This window comes from Serratia sp. NA_13 (assembly GCF_052691735.1).
Map to the genome: position 1 here is coordinate 1 of NZ_JBQZFV010000025.1, position 18725 is coordinate 18725.

General features: G+C 56.2%; 16 protein-coding genes and 1 riboswitch. Of the genes, 9 read left to right on the top strand and 7 right to left on the bottom strand.

The window, feature by feature from the left end; translation table 11 throughout:
• Positions 1-396: 396 nt before the first annotated feature.
• The gene (gene purH / locus ACUTSU_RS21925; RefSeq protein ID WP_445652945.1) at positions 397-1986 is read left to right on the top strand and encodes a bifunctional phosphoribosylaminoimidazolecarboxamide formyltransferase/IMP cyclohydrolase; all 1590 of its coding nucleotides are present in this window, start codon (positions 397-399) and stop codon (positions 1984-1986) included.
• A gap of 51 nt (positions 1987-2037) precedes the next feature.
• A complete protein-coding gene (gene purD, locus ACUTSU_RS21930) occupies positions 2038-3321 on the top strand; it encodes a phosphoribosylamine--glycine ligase (RefSeq protein ID WP_445652944.1) in 1284 nt (427 codons plus the stop codon).
• 45 nt (positions 3322-3366) lie between these two features.
• Here the strand turns inward: purD and ACUTSU_RS21935 are convergent, their stop codons facing one another.
• The 6 genes from ACUTSU_RS21935 to nudC form a co-directional block, all read right to left on the bottom strand.
• Complete coding sequence (locus tag ACUTSU_RS21935) at positions 3367-4005, bottom strand: DUF1481 domain-containing protein (RefSeq protein WP_445652943.1); 639 nt, start codon at positions 4003-4005, stop codon at positions 3367-3369.
• Positions 4006-4074: 69 nt separating this feature from the next.
• A complete protein-coding gene (gene hupA, locus ACUTSU_RS21940) occupies positions 4075-4347 on the bottom strand; it encodes a nucleoid-associated protein HU-alpha (protein ID WP_012004757.1) in 273 nt (90 codons plus the stop codon).
• A gap of 188 nt (positions 4348-4535) precedes the next feature.
• The gene (locus ACUTSU_RS21945) at positions 4536-5126 is read right to left on the bottom strand and encodes a YjaG family protein (RefSeq protein ID WP_012004756.1); all 591 of its coding nucleotides are present in this window, start codon (positions 5124-5126) and stop codon (positions 4536-4538) included.
• A 48-nt stretch (positions 5127-5174) separates the two neighbouring features.
• The gene (gene nfi, locus ACUTSU_RS21950) at positions 5175-5861 is read right to left on the bottom strand and encodes a deoxyribonuclease V (protein ID WP_445652942.1); all 687 of its coding nucleotides are present in this window, start codon (positions 5859-5861) and stop codon (positions 5175-5177) included.
• Positions 5862-5870: 9 nt separating this feature from the next.
• Positions 5871-6935, bottom strand: coding sequence for a uroporphyrinogen decarboxylase (gene hemE, locus ACUTSU_RS21955; protein WP_085118488.1), 1065 nt, complete (start codon positions 6933-6935; stop codon positions 5871-5873).
• Between the two features lie 39 nt (positions 6936-6974).
• Positions 6975-7742 carry an NAD(+) diphosphatase gene (gene nudC, locus ACUTSU_RS21960; RefSeq protein WP_445652941.1) on the bottom strand — a complete coding sequence of 256 codons (768 nt, stop codon included), beginning with the start codon at positions 7740-7742 and terminating at the stop codon, positions 6975-6977.
• 99 nt (positions 7743-7841) lie between these two features.
• On the opposite strand from nudC, the gene rsd reads away from it, so the two are divergent.
• The 7 genes from rsd (at position 7842) to thiH (ending at position 14064) form a co-directional block, all read left to right on the top strand.
• Complete coding sequence (gene rsd / locus ACUTSU_RS21965) at positions 7842-8345, top strand: sigma D regulator (protein ID WP_445652940.1); 504 nt, start codon at positions 7842-7844, stop codon at positions 8343-8345.
• A 39-nt stretch (positions 8346-8384) separates the two neighbouring features.
• A riboswitch (TPP riboswitch) is annotated at positions 8385-8509 on the top strand.
• A gap of 115 nt (positions 8510-8624) precedes the next feature.
• Positions 8625-10568 carry a phosphomethylpyrimidine synthase ThiC gene (gene thiC / locus ACUTSU_RS21970; protein ID WP_445654726.1) on the top strand — a complete coding sequence of 648 codons (1944 nt, stop codon included), beginning with the start codon at positions 8625-8627 and terminating at the stop codon, positions 10566-10568.
• Positions 10561-11199: a thiamine phosphate synthase gene (thiE, locus tag ACUTSU_RS21975; protein WP_445654727.1), complete on the top strand. Its 639-nt coding sequence runs from the start codon at positions 10561-10563 to the stop codon at positions 11197-11199. The genes thiC and thiE overlap by 8 nt, the downstream gene beginning before the upstream one ends.
• Positions 11200-11203: 4 nt before the next feature.
• Positions 11204-11953: a HesA/MoeB/ThiF family protein gene (locus tag ACUTSU_RS21980; RefSeq protein WP_445654728.1), complete on the top strand. Its 750-nt coding sequence runs from the start codon at positions 11204-11206 to the stop codon at positions 11951-11953.
• Entirely contained in the window at positions 11950-12150 is a 201-nt protein-coding gene (gene thiS, locus ACUTSU_RS21985; RefSeq protein ID WP_445652936.1) for a sulfur carrier protein ThiS, read from the top strand. The genes ACUTSU_RS21980 and thiS overlap by 4 nt, the downstream gene beginning before the upstream one ends.
• Before the next feature lies 1 nt (position 12151).
• Complete coding sequence (locus ACUTSU_RS21990; RefSeq protein ID WP_445654729.1) at positions 12152-12931, top strand: thiazole synthase; 780 nt, start codon at positions 12152-12154, stop codon at positions 12929-12931.
• Complete coding sequence (gene thiH / locus ACUTSU_RS21995) at positions 12931-14064, top strand: 2-iminoacetate synthase ThiH (protein WP_445652934.1); 1134 nt, start codon at positions 12931-12933, stop codon at positions 14062-14064. The genes ACUTSU_RS21990 and thiH overlap by 1 nt, the downstream gene beginning before the upstream one ends.
• Positions 14065-14384: 320 nt before the next feature.
• Here the strand turns inward: thiH and rpoC are convergent, their stop codons facing one another.
• Positions 14385-18611, bottom strand: coding sequence for a DNA-directed RNA polymerase subunit beta' (gene rpoC, locus ACUTSU_RS22000; protein ID WP_445652933.1), 4227 nt, complete (start codon positions 18609-18611; stop codon positions 14385-14387).
• Positions 18612-18725 lie beyond the last annotated feature (114 nt).

Genomic DNA, 18725 nt, shown 5'->3' on the forward strand with positions numbered 1-18725 from the left:
CTCAGGATTTTTTCTCTTCGAACCCCGGAGACTCTGTGAAGTTGTTCACATGTTCCGTGTCGATGGAGGCGCATTATAGGGAGTTCTCAGGAGGTCGCAATAGGTATTTTCGACAAAAACGATCGTTTGCTGCATTCCACAGCAAAACCCCGCTTTATACCCTGTTGTTAACAAACTTATCCACAGAAGTGATTTGCCCGGAAATTTTACGAGCACCACGCAAACGTTTTCGCTACAATTCCCCGCGACGAAACGCTCCCCTTTTAATGGGGGCGTTACCTGAATCTGTGCCTGATTACCCCTTTATAGAGAGAAAAACCTTTCCTTATAAAGAGTAGAAGGTGGAAATTCACGTAACGCTCTTTTATTGCGACTCCAAAGCCAAGGGATAAAACCATGCAACAACCTCGTCCAATCCGCCGGGCCCTGCTCAGCGTCTCTGACAAAGCCGGTATCGTTGAATTCGCCGAAGCGCTGTTAAGCCGTGGCGTTGAACTGCTCTCCACCGGTGGCACCGCCCACCTGCTGGCAGATGCCGGCCTGCCTGTTACCGAAGTTTCCGACTATACCGGCTTCCCGGAAATGATGGACGGACGAGTAAAGACCCTGCACCCCAAAGTACACGGCGGTATTCTCGGCCGCCGCGGCCAGGACGATGCCATCATGGGTCAGCATGACATCAAACCGATCGACATGGTGGTGGTAAACCTTTATCCGTTCGCCCAGACCGTGGCGCGACCGAACTGCTCACTGGAGGACGCCGTCGAGAATATCGACATCGGCGGCCCAACCATGGTGCGCTCCGCGGCCAAGAACCATAAAGACGTCGCCATCGTGGTAAAGAGCAGCGACTACACCGCTATTATTACCGAGATGGATAACAACGACGGTTCACTGCAATACACCACCCGTTTCGATCTGGCCATCAAAGCCTTCGAACACACCGCCGCTTATGACAGCATGATCGCCAACTACTTCGGCGCACTGGTTCCTGCCTACCATGGCGATACCGAACAACCTGCCGGCCGTTTCCCTCGCACCCTGAACCTCAACTATATAAAGAAACAGGATATGCGCTACGGTGAAAACAGCCACCAGCAAGCGGCCTTCTATATAGAAGAGAACGTTCAGGAAGCCTCTGTCGCCACCGCAGAACAACTGCAAGGTAAGGCGCTGTCCTACAACAACATCGCCGATACCGACGCCGCACTGGAATGTGTGAAGGAATTCGCCGAGCCGGCCTGCGTGATCGTCAAGCACGCCAACCCATGCGGTGTGGCGATCGGCGATGACATTCTGGCAGCCTATGAACGCGCCTATCAAACCGACCCGACCTCGGCTTTCGGCGGCATCATCGCCTTCAACCGCGAACTGGACGCCGCTACCGCACAGGCCATCATCAGCCGTCAGTTTGTGGAAGTCATTATCGCGCCGAGCATCAGTCAGGAAGCTCGCTCCCTGCTGGCAGCCAAACAGAACGTGCGTGTACTGGCCTGCGGCCAATGGCAGCAACGTATTGCCGCCCTCGACTTCAAACGTGTCAACGGCGGCCTGCTGGTGCAAGATCGCGATCTGGGCATGGTGAGCGAAGGCGATCTGCGCGTGGTGTCTGAACGTCAGCCTACCGCGCAGGAACTGCGTGATGCGCTGTTCTGTTGGAAAGTCGCCAAGTTCGTGAAGTCCAACGCTATCGTCTATGCGCGCGACAACATGACTATCGGTATAGGCGCCGGCCAGATGAGTCGCGTTTACTCCGCCAAGATCGCCGGGATCAAAGCCGCGGACGAAGGCCTGGAAGTCAAAGGCTCCGCCATGGCGTCTGACGCTTTCTTCCCGTTCCGTGATGGCATCGATGCCGCCGCAGCGGTGGGCATCAGCTGCGTGATCCAGCCAGGCGGTTCGATCCGTGATGACGAAGTCATTGCCGCCGCCAATGAACACGGCATCGCGATGATCTTCACCGACATGCGCCACTTCCGTCATTAATCCTTCTTTTTGCCGCGTGCGCTACAGCGCACGCTCTGCGTGGAGCACCTGATGAATATTTTAATTATCGGCAACGGCGGGCGTGAACACGCTCTGGCCTGGAAAGCCGCTCAGTCACCGTTGGCAGATAAAGTCTATGTCGCACCAGGCAATGCCGGTACCGCATTGGAAAGCAATCTCGAGAACGTCGCGATCTCTGCTACCGATATTCCGGCGCTGGTTGCCTTTGCCCAGAGCCATGATATCGGTCTCACCATCGTCGGGCCGGAAGCGCCGCTGGTGATTGGCGTGGTTGATGCCTTCCAGGCCGCCGGCCTGAAAATCTTCGGTCCGTCCCAGGCGGCGGCCCAATTGGAAGGCTCTAAAGCCTTTACCAAAGACTTTCTGGCACGTCATAACATCCCGAGCGCCGAATACCAGAACTTTACCGAGGTTGAACCCGCGCTGGCCTATCTGCGTAGCAAAGGCGCGCCCATCGTCATCAAGGCCGACGGCCTGGCCGCCGGCAAAGGCGTCATCGTCGCCATGACGTTGCAAGAAGCCGAAGACGCGGTTCAGGACATGTTGGCCGGTAACGCCTTTGGCGATGCCGGTCACCGTATCGTGATAGAAGAGTTCCTTGAAGGTGAGGAAGCCAGCTTTATCGTGATGGTCGACGGCGAGAACGTAGTGCCGATGGCCACCAGCCAGGATCACAAACGTGTCGGCGACGGCGATACCGGCCCGAACACCGGTGGCATGGGTGCCTACTCCCCAGCGCCGGTGGTCACTGATGAAATCCACCAGCGCGCTATGGATCAGGTCATCTGGCCTACCGTGCGTGGCATGGCTGCGGAAGGCAATACCTACGTCGGCTTCCTTTACGCCGGGCTGATGATCTCCGCCGACGGCCAGCCGAAGGTGATTGAGTTCAACTGCCGCTTTGGCGATCCGGAGACGCAACCGATCATGCTGCGCCTGCGTTCTGATCTGGTCGAGCTGTGTCTGGCCGGTGCAGAAGGCAAGCTGGACGAGAAAACGTCCGAGTGGGATGAACGTCCTGCGCTAGGCGTAGTGTTGGCAGCCGGCGGCTATCCGGGTGATTACAACAACGGTGAAGTCATTCAGGGTCTGCCACAGCAGGAAAGTGCCGACGGTAAGGTGTTCCATGCAGGTACCCGCCTGCAGGGCGATGACGTGGTCACCAGCGGGGGGCGCGTGTTATGCGTAACCGCACTGGGTGAGACGGTGGCTCAAGCGCAACAACGCGCCTATCAATTAGCGGAAGGTATTCAGTGGCCGGGTAGTTTCAGCCGCAAGGACATTGGCTATCGGGCGATTGCACGCGGCAAATGATCTGAACACTACAACGCTCTTGGGCTCCGCAATGCGGGGCCTTTTTTATAGCTGGTCTTCTTTCGGTTCCCAGCGGCAAAAATCATCGTTCGCCACCAGCAGCAGTTCACGCCCTTCCGGCGCATCCAACCAGGCTATATTCACCGGCTGACTGCTATTACGGGCACGTCGCGCGATCCAGACTTTGGCACTGCTATCCAGCTCCGGCTTCAAGGTTTGGCCATCACAGGTTTGCACTACTCCCTGCTGCCAACGCCCCTGCAACAACTTCACCTTACCGACGCGCAGCGCATTGCTCAGTTCCAGCACCCGTCGTGCCTGATATCGATACAGCGCGATTTCATCGCTGGTCAGTTGTTCACGCCGCGTGGCCAGTTGGCGCTGCATAAAGCTTACTCCACCGTCATCGGCAAAGCGTAATTGAATGGAGTCTTGATCGCCATCGGCGTCAGTGCGTTTGATTTGGCGCAGCTTACCGTCTTGATATTCGTACAGTGTGGTAACGGTGCCCGGACCACGATAGGGGCTATAGACGCTCATCAACACCAGTGGACGGTGCCGATCGTCATCTTTACGCCACAGGCGCATCACGCCCTGGTCGGCCACATAACCGCTGGCACTAAAGGAAGGAAGATCTGAATGACTGCTGCAGGCGCTCAGGCCAGCGGCAATGCCGATGACCATAAGCGCCTGTCGGATAAACAAAAGGGGCACAATTGCCCCCCAGTTTAATCTTTTCACCAACACACAGTATTACTTAACTGCGTCTTTCAGTGCTTTGCCAGAAACGAACGCAGGCACGTTAGCAGCTGCGATTTTGATTTCTTTACCAGTCTGCGGGTTGCGACCAGTGCGCTCGTTGCGGTGGTTTACCTTGAAAGTACCGAAACCAACCAATTGTACTGCATCACCTTCTTTCAGAGACTCAGTAATAGCAGCCAGGGTGGATTCCAGAGCCAGTTTAGCTTGTGCTTTGGAAAGGTCAGCCTTGTCCGCGATTACATCAATCAGTTGAGTCTTGTTCATAAGTTATCCTTACAGTGTGTTTATCGTTTGCAAAGCATCGAGTGCGACGGATATGCCGATGTACAGCACTCCCTGCATACACGCACCGATAGCCACTTTTTTTCCGCCCCCCAAATGTAGACCAGACAGGGTGCGGATGTGAAGCCTTAAGGCATGACAAATCAGGCGTTAAATCACGTTTTCTTGCCTTATTGCGTTAATTTTATCCCGATATTACTAACCGCAGCCTCGCGGAGGTCAGAACGCAACCCTTTGATCAGTTCCAAATCGCGTTCTTCGCAGTCAGCCAACAGGCGGAAAATTTCCCATTGGATGTCCCATTCTTCCTCTACCGCAGGCAAAACCTTGAGCTCATCGTCGGTCATTTCTTTACCGGCCTGAGTCATTTCCAACATCGCCACGGTGCGAATTGACGTTTCGCTGATGGCGATGGCGTGCTCTAGCGTCTCCCCGCTGAGTCGCGAATGGATCAGTTCCCCTAATGCGATACAGGCGTCAATCGCCGGGTAAACGCCGTAAAGATCGTAATCTTCTGCCGCGGGTATCGCCTCTTCCAACTTCTCCAGTTGGCTGTCAAAGTTGACCTTGGCGTCCTTGACCACCAGAGTTTCCCACACCAAATCCAGAATGCGGCGGTAAATTGCCGGTTCGCCGAACTCGGTTTGCAGGCAGAACATCTGGTAATTCGGATACATACGCTCGCACAAACTAGCCATAAAGGTCAAATGTTGCCAGCTTTCAAGCTTTTCCAGACGTAAATGAATCGGGTTACGTAGCATTATTCACTCTCTTACGCGTTATCTGCGCCGCAGTGTACCCGAAATCGGTCATTGCGACACCTCTGGATGCTGCTGCAGCCAGCGCTGGAAGGCCGGGCGGCGTGAGGCGATGGCGTCGGCCCAGCGTGTAGGTTCCGGCAAACGGTAGCCCGCCATGCAACGTTGAACCCACGCCAGTGCACTGTCGGCACCGACGCGGTGACCGGTGGAGATAAACAGCGGATTACAGCGCGCCTTACTGCGCCATACCCAACCAAGCTGCTCGCCTTTGTCCTCCAGCGGGGCCAAAGCGCCTACAGCCTCATCCAGCGGGGCGAACTTACCGCACAGGCGCTTTTTGGCTACGCCGATGGTCGGCACGTTAACCAGCAGGCCAAAATGGCTGGCTACGCCCAGACGGCGCGGATGCGAAATGCCATGACCGTCAACCAGCACCAGGTCAGGCTTTTGATGCAATTGCTCCCAGGCTGCGAGCAACGCTGGATATTCGCGGAACGATAAAAAACCGGGGATATAGGGCATGGTGGTGGCAACCCGTGCCACCTGGTACTCCACCAGTTCCAGCGACGGATAGCGCAGGATGGCGATGGCAGCTCGAGTCACCGCGCCTTCCTGCTCAAAGCCCACATCGGCACCAGCGATAAAGGCCGGTGGAGCGACCAAAAAATCATCCTGGCGAATGACTTCGGAGGCGCGCAGCCGTTGTTCTGCACGCAGGGCTTGAGTCTCTATCACATCCAATCCTTAACGATGGTATTTCCCCGACTGCGCGTGGACCGCCTCAACAAAGGCACCGGCGTTTTCCGGCGGTACGTCCAGGTGAATGCCGTGGCCCAGGTTGAATACGTGTCCTTCGCCGTGGCCAAAACCGGCCAGAATGGTTTCCACTTCCTGACCAATCCGCTCAGGTGACGCATACAGCATGGAAGGGTCCATGTTGCCCTGCAGTGCGACTTTGTCCCCTACGCGGCGGCGTGCATCAGCGATATCGGTCGTCCAGTCGAGGCCGAGCGCGTCACAACCGGTGGCCGCCATCGCCTCAAGCCACTGGCCGCCACCTTTGGTGAACAGCGTGACCGGCACACGACGGCCGTCGTTTTCACGCAGCAGGCCGTCAACAATCTTGTGCATGTAATGCAGCGAGAACTCGCGGTAGTCACGACCGGTCAGCACGCCACCCCAGGTATCGAACACCATCACCGACTGCGCACCGGCTTTAATCTGGGCGTTAAGATACAAGATGACGCTGTCTGCCAGTTTATCCAGCAGCAGGTGCAACGTAGCCGGTTCGGCGTACATCATTTTTTTCAGTTTGGTGAAGGCTTTACTGCTACCGCCTTCCACCATATAGGTCGCCAGCGTCCATGGACTGCCGGAGAAACCGATCAACGGTACTTCGCCTTTCAGCTCACGACGGATGGTACGCACTGCGTTCATCACATAACCCAGTTCCACTTCTGGGTCGAACGCCGGCAGCTTGTCGACATCGGCACGGCTGGTGATAGGCGAGGAGAAACGCGGGCCTTCACCGGCTTCGAAATACAGGCCCAGCCCCATGGCATCGGGAATGGTGAGGATATCGGAGAACAGGATCGCTGCGTCCAGCGGGAAACGACGCAGCGGCTGCAGCGTGACTTCACAAGCCAGCTCCGCATTCTTGCACAGCGACATAAAATCACCGGCCTCGGCGCGGGTAGCCTTGTACTCCGGCAAATAACGACCGGCCTGACGCATCATCCATACAGGGGTCACATCCACCGGCTGACGCAGTAGTGCGCGCAGGTAACGATCGTTCTTCAACTCATTCATTATGGGGCTCCCTTATTCATCTGCCGGTATTGTAGCGATTTATTGCTCACGGCATAAGGCTACGGTGTCCTCTATCAGGCGACGCGCTACCGTGCCGGGCGGCGGTAATAGCGGCAACCGATCGTAGCGGTACCAACCGGCGTTAAGCAGCTCTTTCGGATCGTGGCGGATCTCGCCGCGGTGGTAATCGGCCATAAAGGCCATCATCAACGAGTGCGGGAACGGCCAGGGCTGTGAGGTGACATAACGCAGGTTTTTGATTTCAATATTACTTTCCTCCATTACCTCACGTGCGGCCGCCTGCTCCAACGTTTCGCCAACCTCGACAAAGCCGGCCAGTACGGTATGAATACCGCCGCGATGGCGCACATGTTGCGCCAGCAGGATCTCATCGTCCCGTCGAATGGCAACGATCACGCAGGGGGCGATTTGCGGGTAGTAGCGCTCCCGGCAGTTGCCGCACAGGCAGGCACTTTCGGTGCGGCTGAGATGCATTTCATGGCCGCAGTAACCGCAATAGCGATGGGAACGGTAAAACTCGGCCAATTGTACGCCCCGTCCGGCAAGCTGGAACAGCCCGCGATCGAGTTCTAACAGTTGGCGTACCGATCCCATCTCCTGTGGCATTACATGGCGCACCAGCCAGACCGGCAACCCTTCCCATTCACCAATACTACGGGCCATTCTTCCCTGCAGGGAAAATGACGCGGCCAAACCGCACGGTAATTCACCGTTCGGTAACCAAAGTTTGCTTTCATGGCTGACGATCCACCAGCCATTTTCATTACCCGTTAATGCAAGTTCCATATCGTTGTTGCACAACCTCAGCTTCACTGGCACTCTACAAACCGGCCTTGTTACATTTTAATAACTTACTGTTACGTTTTATTACTTACGGAGTCAAACATGCTCAACCGTTTGGAAAGCCTGACTCAGCGCGTTGGTGGTAGTAATGAATTAGTAGATCAATGGCTTCAGGCACGCAAGCAGTTGCTGGTCGCCTATTGTGCCCTGGTGGGCATTAAACCTAACAAAGAAAAGCATACGCCGCTGAATGAAAAAGCGCTGGAGAACTTTTGCCATAATCTGGTGGATTACCTCTCCGCCGGCCATTTTCATATCTATGACAGAATAATCAAACAAGTGGAAGGCGCATCCAGTCCGAAAATGTCTCTGGCGGTCAACATCTATCCCAAGCTGTGGACCAATACCGAGCAGATTATGGCTTTCCACGATCGCTATACCGATGCGGATATCGATCAGGACTTGTGTCTGGAATTACATCAGGCGTTGTCCGACATCGGTGAAACGCTGGCGGCTCGTTTTACCCTTGAAGACAGGCTGATCCAACTGGCGGCTGAAACCTGGCAGCAGGCTGAACCGGACAAGACGCTGGATCCGGCCCGTTAAAATTTTGTAGTCTTTTTTATTATCCCTCCTATACTGGAGGGCATCTTGTCGGAGTGCCTAGCGCCTGATTTGTTCATCAAATTGGCCAGGCTGAGACCGTTAATTCGGGATCCGCGGAACCTGATCGGGTTAATACCCGCGAAGGGAACAAGAGTAATCTATCGCCACAGGCAGGTGACCCCGATTTGGGATACTCCCGCCTTGCTGGCCAGCATCATTACTCCCTCCGAGCTCCAGACAAGCAATTTTCCCAACTCATCACACTGGTAGGAATTTGCTATGTCTAGCGTTAAAAAACCCCGCGCTCGTAAAGAGCAACGCGAAGAAGCCCAGCAGTTTATCAACACCCTGCAAGGCGTTTCCTTCCCCAACTCACGCCGTATCTATCTGCAGGGTTCACGAAGTGACCTGCAGGTGCCAATGCGTGAAATTCAGCTCAGCCCGACGCTGATCGGTGGCGATAAGGACAACCCAAAGTACGAGCCAAACGAAGCCATTCCGGTGTACGACACTGCCGGCCCTTACGGTGACCCTCAATCCGAACTCAATGTGCATACCGGCCTGGCCAAGCTACGCGCCGGCTGGATCAAAGAACGTGGCGATACCGAGGTCCTCAAGGGTGTCAGTTCAGGTTTCACCCAGCAGCGCCTGGCCGATGAAGGTCTGGATCACCTGCGCTTTGAACATCTGCCGTTGCCACGCAAGGCACAACCGGGTAAATGCGTAACCCAGTTACACTACGCGCGTGCCGGCACCGTCACTCCGGAAATGGAATTTATCGCCATCCGCGAAAATATGGGCCGCGAACGCATCCGTGGCGAGGTATTACGCCACCAGCATCCTGGCCAAAGCTGGGGGGCCAACCTGCCGGAGAACATCACGCCGGAATTCGTCCGCCAGGAAGTCGCCGCCGGGCGCGCCATCATCCCCGCTAATATCAACCACCCGGAATCCGAACCGATGATTATCGGCCGCAACTTCCTGGTGAAGGTTAATGCCAACATCGGCAACTCGGCGGTGACTTCTTCGATCGAGGAAGAAGTCGAGAAACTGGTGTGGTCCACCCGCTGGGGCGCAGATACCGTGATGGATCTTTCCACCGGTCGCTATATCCACGAAACCCGCGAATGGATCCTGCGCAACAGCCCGGTGCCGATTGGCACGGTGCCTATTTATCAGGCGCTGGAAAAGGTCAACGGCGTGGCGGAAAACCTCACCTGGGAAATGTTCCGCGATACGCTGCTGGAGCAGGCGGAGCAAGGGGTTGACTACTTCACCATTCACGCCGGTGTGCTGCTGCGTTACGTGCCGATGACCGCCAAACGCCTGACTGGCATCGTCTCCCGCGGCGGTTCGATCATGGCCAAATGGTGCCTGTCGCATCATCAGGAAAACTTCCTGTACCAGCACTTCCGCGAAATTTGTGAAATCTGCGCCGCCTATGACGTATCGCTGTCGCTGGGTGACGGCCTGCGCCCCGGCTCGATTCAGGACGCCAACGACGAAGCGCAGTTCGCCGAGCTGCACACGCTGGGCGAACTGACAAAAATAGCCTGGGAGTATGACGTGCAGGTGATGATCGAGGGCCCTGGCCACGTGCCGATGCAGATGATCCGCCGCAACATGACCGAAGAGTTGGAACACTGCCACGAAGCGCCGTTCTACACCTTGGGCCCGCTGACTACCGATATCGCACCTGGTTATGACCACTTCACCTCCGGCATAGGGGCCGCGATGATCGGCTGGTTCGGCTGCGCCATGCTGTGTTACGTCACGCCGAAGGAACACCTTGGGTTGCCGAACAAAGAGGACGTCAAACAGGGGCTGATCACCTACAAAATTGCCGCCCACGCCGCCGATCTGGCCAAGGGACACCCTGGCGCACAGATCCGCGATAACGCCATGTCCAAGGCTCGCTTCGAATTCCGCTGGGAAGACCAGTTCAACCTGGCGCTCGATCCCGCCACCGCTCGCGCTTATCACGACGAAACCCTGCCGCAAGAGTCCGGCAAAATCGCCCACTTCTGCTCTATGTGCGGGCCAAAATTCTGCTCGATGAAAATCTCTCAGGAAGTTCGCGACTATGCCGCCGCGCAGGAAGTGGCCAAACCGATAGAAGTGCAGCTAACCGGCATGGAAAAGATGTCAGCCGAGTTCCGCTCACGCGGCAGCGAGCTGTACCACAGTGCCGGCAACCTGCAAGAGGTACTGAGCAATGACTGATATCACCACTCCCTTCCCCGCCACCCCTCACAAGTTGGGGTTATACCCGGTGGTCGACAGCGTTGAATGGATTGCCCGTTTGCTGGAGGCGGGCGTGACCACGATCCAGCTGCGCATCAAGGATCTGCCGGATGAACAGGTCGAGGACGACATTGCCGCCGCCATTGCTCTCGGCAAGCGCTACCACGCTCGGCTGTTTATTAATGACTACTGGCGATTGGCGATTAAACACGGTGCCTATGGCGTACATCTCGGCCAGGAGGATTTGGACACTACCGATCTGGCCGCCATTCACCGTGCCGGGCTGCGTTTAGGGGTTTCTACTCATGACGATAGCGAACTGGCCCGCGCCATTGCGGTGAAACCTTCCTATATCGCGCTGGGGCATATTTTTCCGACGCAAACCAAAGATATGCCTTCTGCCCCACAGGGTCTGGTGGAGCTAAAGCGCCATGTCGCCGGGTTGAGTGACTATCCAACAGTGGCGATCGGCGGGATCAGTATCGATCGCGTGGCGGCAGTGTTGGATTGTGGCGTCGGTAGCGTCGCCGTGGTCAGCGCCATTACCCAGGCGTCGGACTGGCGCACAGCGACCGCACAACTGCTGCAACTGATTGAAGGCAAGGAGTGATGCCATGCTGAACGATCAAGAATTCCTGCGCTACAGCCGCCAGTTGCTGCTGGAAGACATGGGCCCCGAAGGCCAGGAGAAGCTAAAACAGTCAACGGCGCTGATCGTCGGGCTGGGGGGTTTAGGCTCCCCCGCCTCGCTTTATCTGGCCGCCGCTGGTGTCGGCACCCTGCTGCTGGCCGATGACGATAGTCTTCACGTCACCAATTTGCAGCGTCAGATCCTCTATCGCAGCAGTGACGTTTCCCAAAGCAAAGCCGCTCTGGCAAAGCACCAGCTACAGGCGCTGAACCCAATGGTCGAATCCATTGCGCTGGAACAGCGTCTGCAGGGGGAAGTGTTACAGCGCGCCGTACAACGCGCCGATTTAATTTTGGACTGTAGCGATAACATGGAAACCCGCCATGCGGTGAACGCCGCCTGCATTCAGGCTGGGAAACCGCTGATCAGCGGCAGCGCTGTGGGTTTCAGCGGTCAGCTGCTGGTGATAGAACCGCCCTATACCCACGGCTGCTATGCCTGCCTGTATCCGGAGCAAACTGAACCCCAGCGCAACTGCCGTACCGCTGGAGTACTCGGCCCCGTAGTCGGCGTCATTGGCACCCTGCAAGCGCTGGAGGCGATAAAAATGCTGGCGGGAATGCCTTCATCACTCAGCGGCAAGCTGCGGTTGTTCGATGGTAAACGACAAAGCTGGAGCACCTTGCAACTCAGTCAGGCCAGCACCTGCCCGGTATGCGGAGGCGCAGCATGAAAATTCGGCTTAATGACCAGCCGCTGGAACTGGCGCAGCCCATCAGCATCAGCGCCCTGCTCCAGCAACTGGAACGCCATCAGCCGGGCACCGCGCTGGCTATCAACCAAATCATCATCCCGCGCGCCGACTGGGCTAACCACCTGGTGCAAGACGGCGATGACATCCTGCTGTTTCAAGCGATCGCCGGAGGCTGACATGCTACAAATCGCCGATATCACTTTTACTTCACGCCTATTTACCGGCACCGGTAAATTCGCTACCCCAGCGCTGATGCTGGAGGCATTACAGGTCTCCGGCTCGCAGTTAGTCACCATGGCAATGAAGCGTGTTGACCTGCGTGGCGGTAATGACGCTATTCTGGCGCCGCTGCAACAACTGGGCGTACGCCTGTTGCCGAATACTTCCGGTGCCAAGACCGCTGCAGAAGCGGTGTTCGCCGCCCGGTTGGCTCGCGAGGCGCTTGGCACCCACTGGGTGAAACTGGAAATCCATCCCGATGTGAAATACCTGCTGCCGGACCCGATCGAAACCCTGAAGGCGGCGGAAATATTGGTGAAGGAAGGTTTTGTGGTGCTGCCTTATTGCGGTGCCGATCCGGTGTTGTGTAAACGGCTGGAGGAAACAGGCTGTGCCGCGGTGATGCCGCTGGGCGCACCTATTGGCTCCAACCGTGGGCTGCGCACACGCGACTTCCTGGAGATCATTATCGAACAGGCCAAAGTGCCGGTGGTGGTCGACGCCGGCATCGGGGCGCCCAGCCATGCGCTGGAAGCCATGGAACTGGGTGCCGATGCCGTGTTGGTGAATACCGCCATCGCAGTAGCACGCGACCCGGTGCAGATGGCACGGGCTTTTCGCCTGGCACTGGAGGCTGGCGAGCTGGCACGTCAGGCGGGATTGGGGAGCAGTCAGCGTAATGCGGTAGCCTCCAGCCCGTTGACCGCTTTTCTCCGCCAGACAGGGGAGGCAATGTGATGACTGATGATTTCAGTAGCCGCTGGCAACAGTTGGATTGGGACGATATCTCGCTGCGTATTAACAGTAAAACGGCGCGTGATGTCGAGCATGCGCTGAATGCGGAAAAACTGACGCGTGAAGAGTTTATGGCGCTGATCTCCCCCGCCGCCGCATCCTACCTGGAGCCACTGGCACAGCGTGCACAGCAGATGACGCGTCAACGTTTTGGCAATGTGGTCAGCTTCTACGTGCCGCTGTACCTGTCCAACCTGTGCGCCAACGACTGCACCTACTGCGGCTTTTCGATGAGCAATCGCATCAAGCGTAAAACCCTGGATGCTGTCGAGATCGAACGCGAGTGTCTGGCGATTAAGGCGCTGGGTTTTGAGCATTTGCTGTTGGTCACCGGTGAACACCAGACCAAGGTTGGTATGGGCTATTTCCGCCAGCATATTCCCGCGATCCGCCGCCATTTCAGTTCGCTGATGATGGAGGTACAACCGCTGGAGCAGCAAGAGTACGCCGAGTTGAAAGCGCTGGGATTGGATGGCGTGCTGGTGTATCAGGAAACCTATCACCCAGCGACCTACCAGCAGCATCATCTGCGCGGCCAGAAACAGGACTTTCACTGGCGGCTGGCCACACCGGATCGCCTGGGCCGCGCCGGGATCGACAAGATCGGCCTTGGTGCCCTAATCGGGCTTTCCAACAGCTGGCGTACCGACTGCTATATGTTGGCAGAACACCTGTTCTACCTGCAGCAGACTTACTGGCAGAGCCGCTACTCGCTCTCATTCCCGCGCCTGCGCCCTTGTGCTGGAGGTATCGAACCGGCGTCGATCATGAGTGAAGCACAATTGGTGCAGCTAATCTGTGCCTTCCGGTTGTTCGCCCCCGACGTAGAGCTGTCTTTGTCGACACGTGAGTCGCCTTTCTTCCGCGATCATATGATCCCGGTGGCGATCAACAGCGTCAGTGCCGGATCCAAAACCCAACCTGGCGGATATGCCGACGATGTGCCACCGGAGCTGGAACAGTTTGAACCGCACGATGGCCGTACCCCGCAACAGGTGGCGCAAGCCATCAGCAACGCTGGTTTACAGCCGGTCTGGAAAGACTGGGACGGCTACCTGGGGCGCAGCCCGCAGTAATCTGCAAACCTTGCAACGCCGTTGAAAAAACGAGGGAAGCGTTGCGCAGAAGCTATCGACATCGCTGGCGGGGCAAATCAGCCCCGCTATAGTGGCGATGCTGGCTGCCAAAACCGGTGCCAGCCGGAACCGTCACCTTCCAGGCGGTTTCGCCTTACCCTCTCCCGGATCACGTCGGATTACCCTCCCGCGTGACTCCGGGACCTCAGAACCTGTAGCTCCTCACCCAGCCGGTTCACATGCAAAAAAAAACCGCCCCCGAAGGAGCGGTTTATCTGGTCAGGGCCTGGCAATGCCAGACCCCAAGGCGCATTCAACGATTAATCGTTGTTGCCGCCACCCAGGTTGCCAGCATTGAGCAATTCAGCCAGGTTAGCCGTTGCTTCTTCCGCGCTCACCTGCGGAACAACTGGCGTTTCACCCTGTGCTTTACGGCGCATGCGGTCCTGATGATAAGCGTAACCGGTACCAGCTGGGATCAGACGGCCCACGATGACGTTCTCTTTCAGACCGCGCAGTTCATCACGCTTACCGGCAACAGCCGCTTCGGTCAGAACGCGCGTCGTTTCCTGGAACGATGCTGCAGAGATGAAGGACTCGGTCGCCAAGGAAGCCTTGGTGATACCCAGCAGATCGCGTGAGAAGGTTGCCTCGATCTTACCTTCAGCAGCAAGCTGACGGTTGGCAATCTTAACGCGAGACACTTCGGCCTGCTCGCCTTCCAGGAACTCGGTGCCACCAGCGCTAACGATGGTGCCTTTACGCAGCATCTGACGAACGATAACTTCAATGTGTTTATCGTTAATCTTAACACCTTGCAGACGGTAAACTTCCTGCACTTCGTTGGTGATGTAGCGAGTAACCGCATGCACACCACGCAGACGCAGAATGTCGTGTGGAGATTCTGGGCCGTCAGAAACGACGTCACCACGTTCCACAACTTCACCTTCGAACACGTTGAGCTGACGCCATTTTGGAATCATCTCTTCGTACGCATCGCTGCCGTCCAGTGGGGAGATTACCAGGCGACGTTTGCCTTTGGTCTCTTTACCAAACGAGATAATCCCGCTGATTTCAGCCAGGATTGCCGGCTCTTTCGGACGACGTGCTTCGAACAGATCCGCAACGCGTGGCAGACCACCGGTAATATCCTTGGTACCGCCGGATTCCTGAGGAATACGCGCCAGGGTATCACCCGCACCGATCTGAATGCCGTCTTCCAGCTGTACAATCGCTTTACCTGGCAGGAAGTATTGAGCAGGCATATCAGTACCTGGGATCAAGACGTCGTCGCCTTTGGCATCAACGATTTTCAGTGCCGGACGCAGGTCTTTACCGCTACCGGTACGCTCTGCGCTATCCAGTACTACCAGAGAAGACAAACCGGTCAGTTCGTCGGTCTGGCGGGTAATGGTCTGGCCGTCAACCATATCAGCGAAGCGGATGAAACCACTCACTTCGGTGATAACTGGCATGGTGTGCGGATCCCAGTTAGCCACGGTTTCGCCGCCGTTAACTTCCATACCGTCGCCTTTGCCCATCACGGAACCGTAAGGCACTTTGTAGCGTTCTTTAGTACGGCCGAATTCGTCGATCAGCTTCAGTTCGGTGTTACGAGAGGTAATCACCAGCTTGCCTGTTGCGTTCATTACGAACTTCACATTGCTCAGCTTCAGAGTACCCTTGTTTTTCACCTGGATGCTGGATTCAGCAGCCGCACGAGATGCCGCACCACCGATGTGGAACGTACGCATCGTCAGCTGTGTACCCGGCTCACCGATTGACTGTGCCGCGATTACGCCGATAGCTTCGCCTTTGTTGATGATGTGACCACGTGCCAGGTCGCGGCCATAGCAGTTTGCACACACACCAAAGTCGGTTTCACAACTAACGACGGAACGGACTTTAACGCTGTCGACAGAGTTCTCTTCCAACAGGTCACAAGTCTTCTCGTGCAGCAGGGTGTTACGTGGCACCAGGATATCAGCCGTACCCGGCTTGATGATATCTTCTGCTGTCACACGACCCAGAACACGTTCGCGCAGTGGCTCTTTAACGTCACCACCTTCGATAACCGGAGTCATCATGATGCCGTTGTGAGTACCACAGTCGTCCTCGGTAACCACCAGATCCTGCGCTACGTCAACCAGACGACGGGTCAGATAACCGGAGTTAGCCGTTTTCAGTGCGGTATCCGCCAGACCTTTACGAGCACCGTGCGTGGAGATGAAGTACTGGAGTACGTTCAGACCTTCACGGAAGTTCGCAGTGATTGGCGTTTCAATGATGGAACCATCCGGCTTGGCCATCAGGCCACGCATACCGGCCAGCTGACGAATCTGTGCTGCAGAACCACGCGCACCGGAGTCGGCCATCATAAAGATACTGTTGAAGGAAACCTGCTGTTCAACAACACCGTCACGGTTGACGACGTCTTCAACAGACAAGTTTTCCATCATTGCCTTGGCAACACGTTCGTTCGCTGCGGCCCAGATATCGATCACTTTGTTGTAGCGTTCGCCGGCGGTAACCAAACCAGACTGGAACTGCTCCTGGATTTCGGCAACTTCGGTTTCTGCTTCTTCGATGATCTCTGCTTTCTTGGCAGGGATTACCATGTCATCGATACCTACTGACGCGCCTGAACGGGCTGCGTAAGCAAAACCGGTGTACATGATCTGGTCAGCAAAGATAACGGTCGGCTTCAGGCCCAGGATGCGGTAACAGGTGTTCAGCATCTTGGAGATAGCTTTCTTGCCCAAAGGCTGGTTAACGATCGCATACGGCAGACCTTTCGGTACGATCATCCACAGGATGGCGCGACCAATGGTAGTGTCGACGATCGAAGTCTGGTGTACAGACTCGCCTTCGGTGTTTTTGATCTCTTCGGTGATACGCACTTTGACACGCGCATGCAGAGAAGCCAGACCGGCGCGGTAAATACGCTCCGCTTCTTTCGGGCCACTCAACACCATGCCTTCGCCTTTGGCGTTAACACAGTCACGGGTCATGTAATACAGACCCAATACAACGTCCTGAGAAGGAACGATGATTGGCTCGCCGTTCGCTGGTGACAGGATGTTGTTGGTAGACATCATCAGCGCACGCGCTTCCAGCTGAGCTTCAAGCGTCAGTGGAACGTGTACTGCCATCTGGTCACCATCGAAGTCGGCGTTGTATGCCGCACAAACCAACGGGTGCAGCTGGATAGCCTTACCTTCGATCAGAACCGGTTCAAACGCCTGGATACCCAAACGGTGCAGGGTTGGTGCACGGTTCAGCAGTACCGGGTGTTCGCGGATAACTTCGTCCAGGATATCCCAAACGACAGCTTCTTCGCGCTCAACCATTTTCTTGGCGGCTTTGATGGTGGTGGCCAAGCCACGCAGCTCCAGCTTGCCGTAGATGAACGGTTTGAACAGCTCCAGTGCCATTTTCTTAGGCAGACCGCACTGATGCAGACGCAGGTACGGACCTACGGTGATTACAGAACGACCAGAGTAGTCAACACGTTTACCCAACAGGTTCTGACGGAAACGACCCTGCTTACCTTTGATCATATCGGCCAAAGATTTCAGAGGACGCTTGTTGGAACCGGTGATTGCACGACCGCGACGACCGTTATCCAGCAGGGCATCTACCGCTTCTTGCAGCATACGCTTTTCGTTGCGCACGATGATGTCAGGCGCAGCCAGATCCAGCAGGCGTTTCAGACGGTTGTTACGGTTGATCACGCGGCGATACAGATCGTTCAGATCTGAAGTCGCGAAACGCCCCCCATCCAACGGCACCAGCGGACGCAGATCCGGCGGCAGTACCGGCAGCACGGTCAGGATCATCCACTCTGGCTTGTTGCCAGACTGTACGAACGCTTCCAGCAGCTTGATACGCTTGGTCAGCTTCTTACGCTTGGTTTCGGAGTTGGTTTCGTTCAGCTCTTCGCGCAGAGTTTCACACTCTTGCTCCAGATCCATGTTTTTCAACAGGGCCTGAATAGCTTCCGCACCCATCTTGGCGTCGAATTCATCACCGAACTCTTCCAGCGCATCCAGATACTGCTCTTCAGTCAGGATCTGACGACGCTCGAGGTTGGTCATACCGCCTTCGATAACCACATAGGATTCGAAGTACAGTACACGTTCGATGTCACGCAGCGGCATATCCAGCAGTAAACCGATGCGCGAAGGCAGCGATTTCAGGAACCAGATGTGCGCAGTTGGTGAAGCCAGCTCGATGTGCCCCATACGCTCACGGCGTACTTTGGTCTGGGTCACTTCAACGCCGCACTTCTCACAAATCACGCCGCGGTGTTTTAAGCGCTTGTACTTACCACACAGGCACTCATAGTCTTTTACCGGCCCAAAGATACGGGCGCAGAAAAGGCCGTCACGTTCTGGTTTGAACGTACGGTAGTTAATGGTTTCCGGCTTCTTGACTTCGCCGAACGACCACGAACGGATCATGTCTGGCGATGCCAGAGCAATCTTGATCGCGTCAAACTCTTCGGTCTTGGTTTGCGCTTTCAGAAACTTTAATAAGTCTTTCACGGATTGGCTCCTGTCGGAGTTAAACCTGTTGGGCGCACGCTGACAAATCGCGCGCCCGTGTGACCTGAACAACCACCCTCAGGCTCCCTAAGGCCGGGAGCCTGAGCCGGAAAA

Bases quoted from the DNA above. Each gene is read 5' to 3' on its own strand.
- purH (WP_445652945.1), top strand. From the start codon at position 397: ATGCAACAACCTCGTCCAATCCGCCGGGCCCTGCTCAGCGTCTCTGAC.
- purD (WP_445652944.1), top strand. From the start codon at position 2,038: ATGAATATTTTAATTATCGGCAACGGCGGGCGTGAACACGCTCTGGCC.
- ACUTSU_RS21935 (WP_445652943.1), bottom strand. From the start codon at position 4,005: ATGGTCATCGGCATTGCCGCTGGCCTGAGCGCCTGCAGCAGTCATTCA.
- hupA (WP_012004757.1), bottom strand. From the start codon at position 4,347: ATGAACAAGACTCAACTGATTGATGTAATCGCGGACAAGGCTGACCTT.
- ACUTSU_RS21945 (WP_012004756.1), bottom strand. From the start codon at position 5,126: ATGCTACGTAACCCGATTCATTTACGTCTGGAAAAGCTTGAAAGCTGG.
- hemE (WP_085118488.1), bottom strand. From the start codon at position 6,935: ATGAATGAGTTGAAGAACGATCGTTACCTGCGCGCACTACTGCGTCAG.
- nudC (WP_445652941.1), bottom strand. From the start codon at position 7,742: ATGGAACTTGCATTAACGGGTAATGAAAATGGCTGGTGGATCGTCAGC.
- rsd (WP_445652940.1), top strand. From the start codon at position 7,842: ATGCTCAACCGTTTGGAAAGCCTGACTCAGCGCGTTGGTGGTAGTAAT.
- thiC (WP_445654726.1), top strand. From the start codon at position 8,625: ATGTCTAGCGTTAAAAAACCCCGCGCTCGTAAAGAGCAACGCGAAGAA.
- thiE (WP_445654727.1), top strand. From the start codon at position 10,561: ATGACTGATATCACCACTCCCTTCCCCGCCACCCCTCACAAGTTGGGG.
- ACUTSU_RS21980 (WP_445654728.1), top strand. From the start codon at position 11,204: ATGCTGAACGATCAAGAATTCCTGCGCTACAGCCGCCAGTTGCTGCTG.
- thiS (WP_445652936.1), top strand. From the start codon at position 11,950: ATGAAAATTCGGCTTAATGACCAGCCGCTGGAACTGGCGCAGCCCATC.
- ACUTSU_RS21990 (WP_445654729.1), top strand. From the start codon at position 12,152: ATGCTACAAATCGCCGATATCACTTTTACTTCACGCCTATTTACCGGC.
- thiH (WP_445652934.1), top strand. From the start codon at position 12,931: ATGACTGATGATTTCAGTAGCCGCTGGCAACAGTTGGATTGGGACGAT.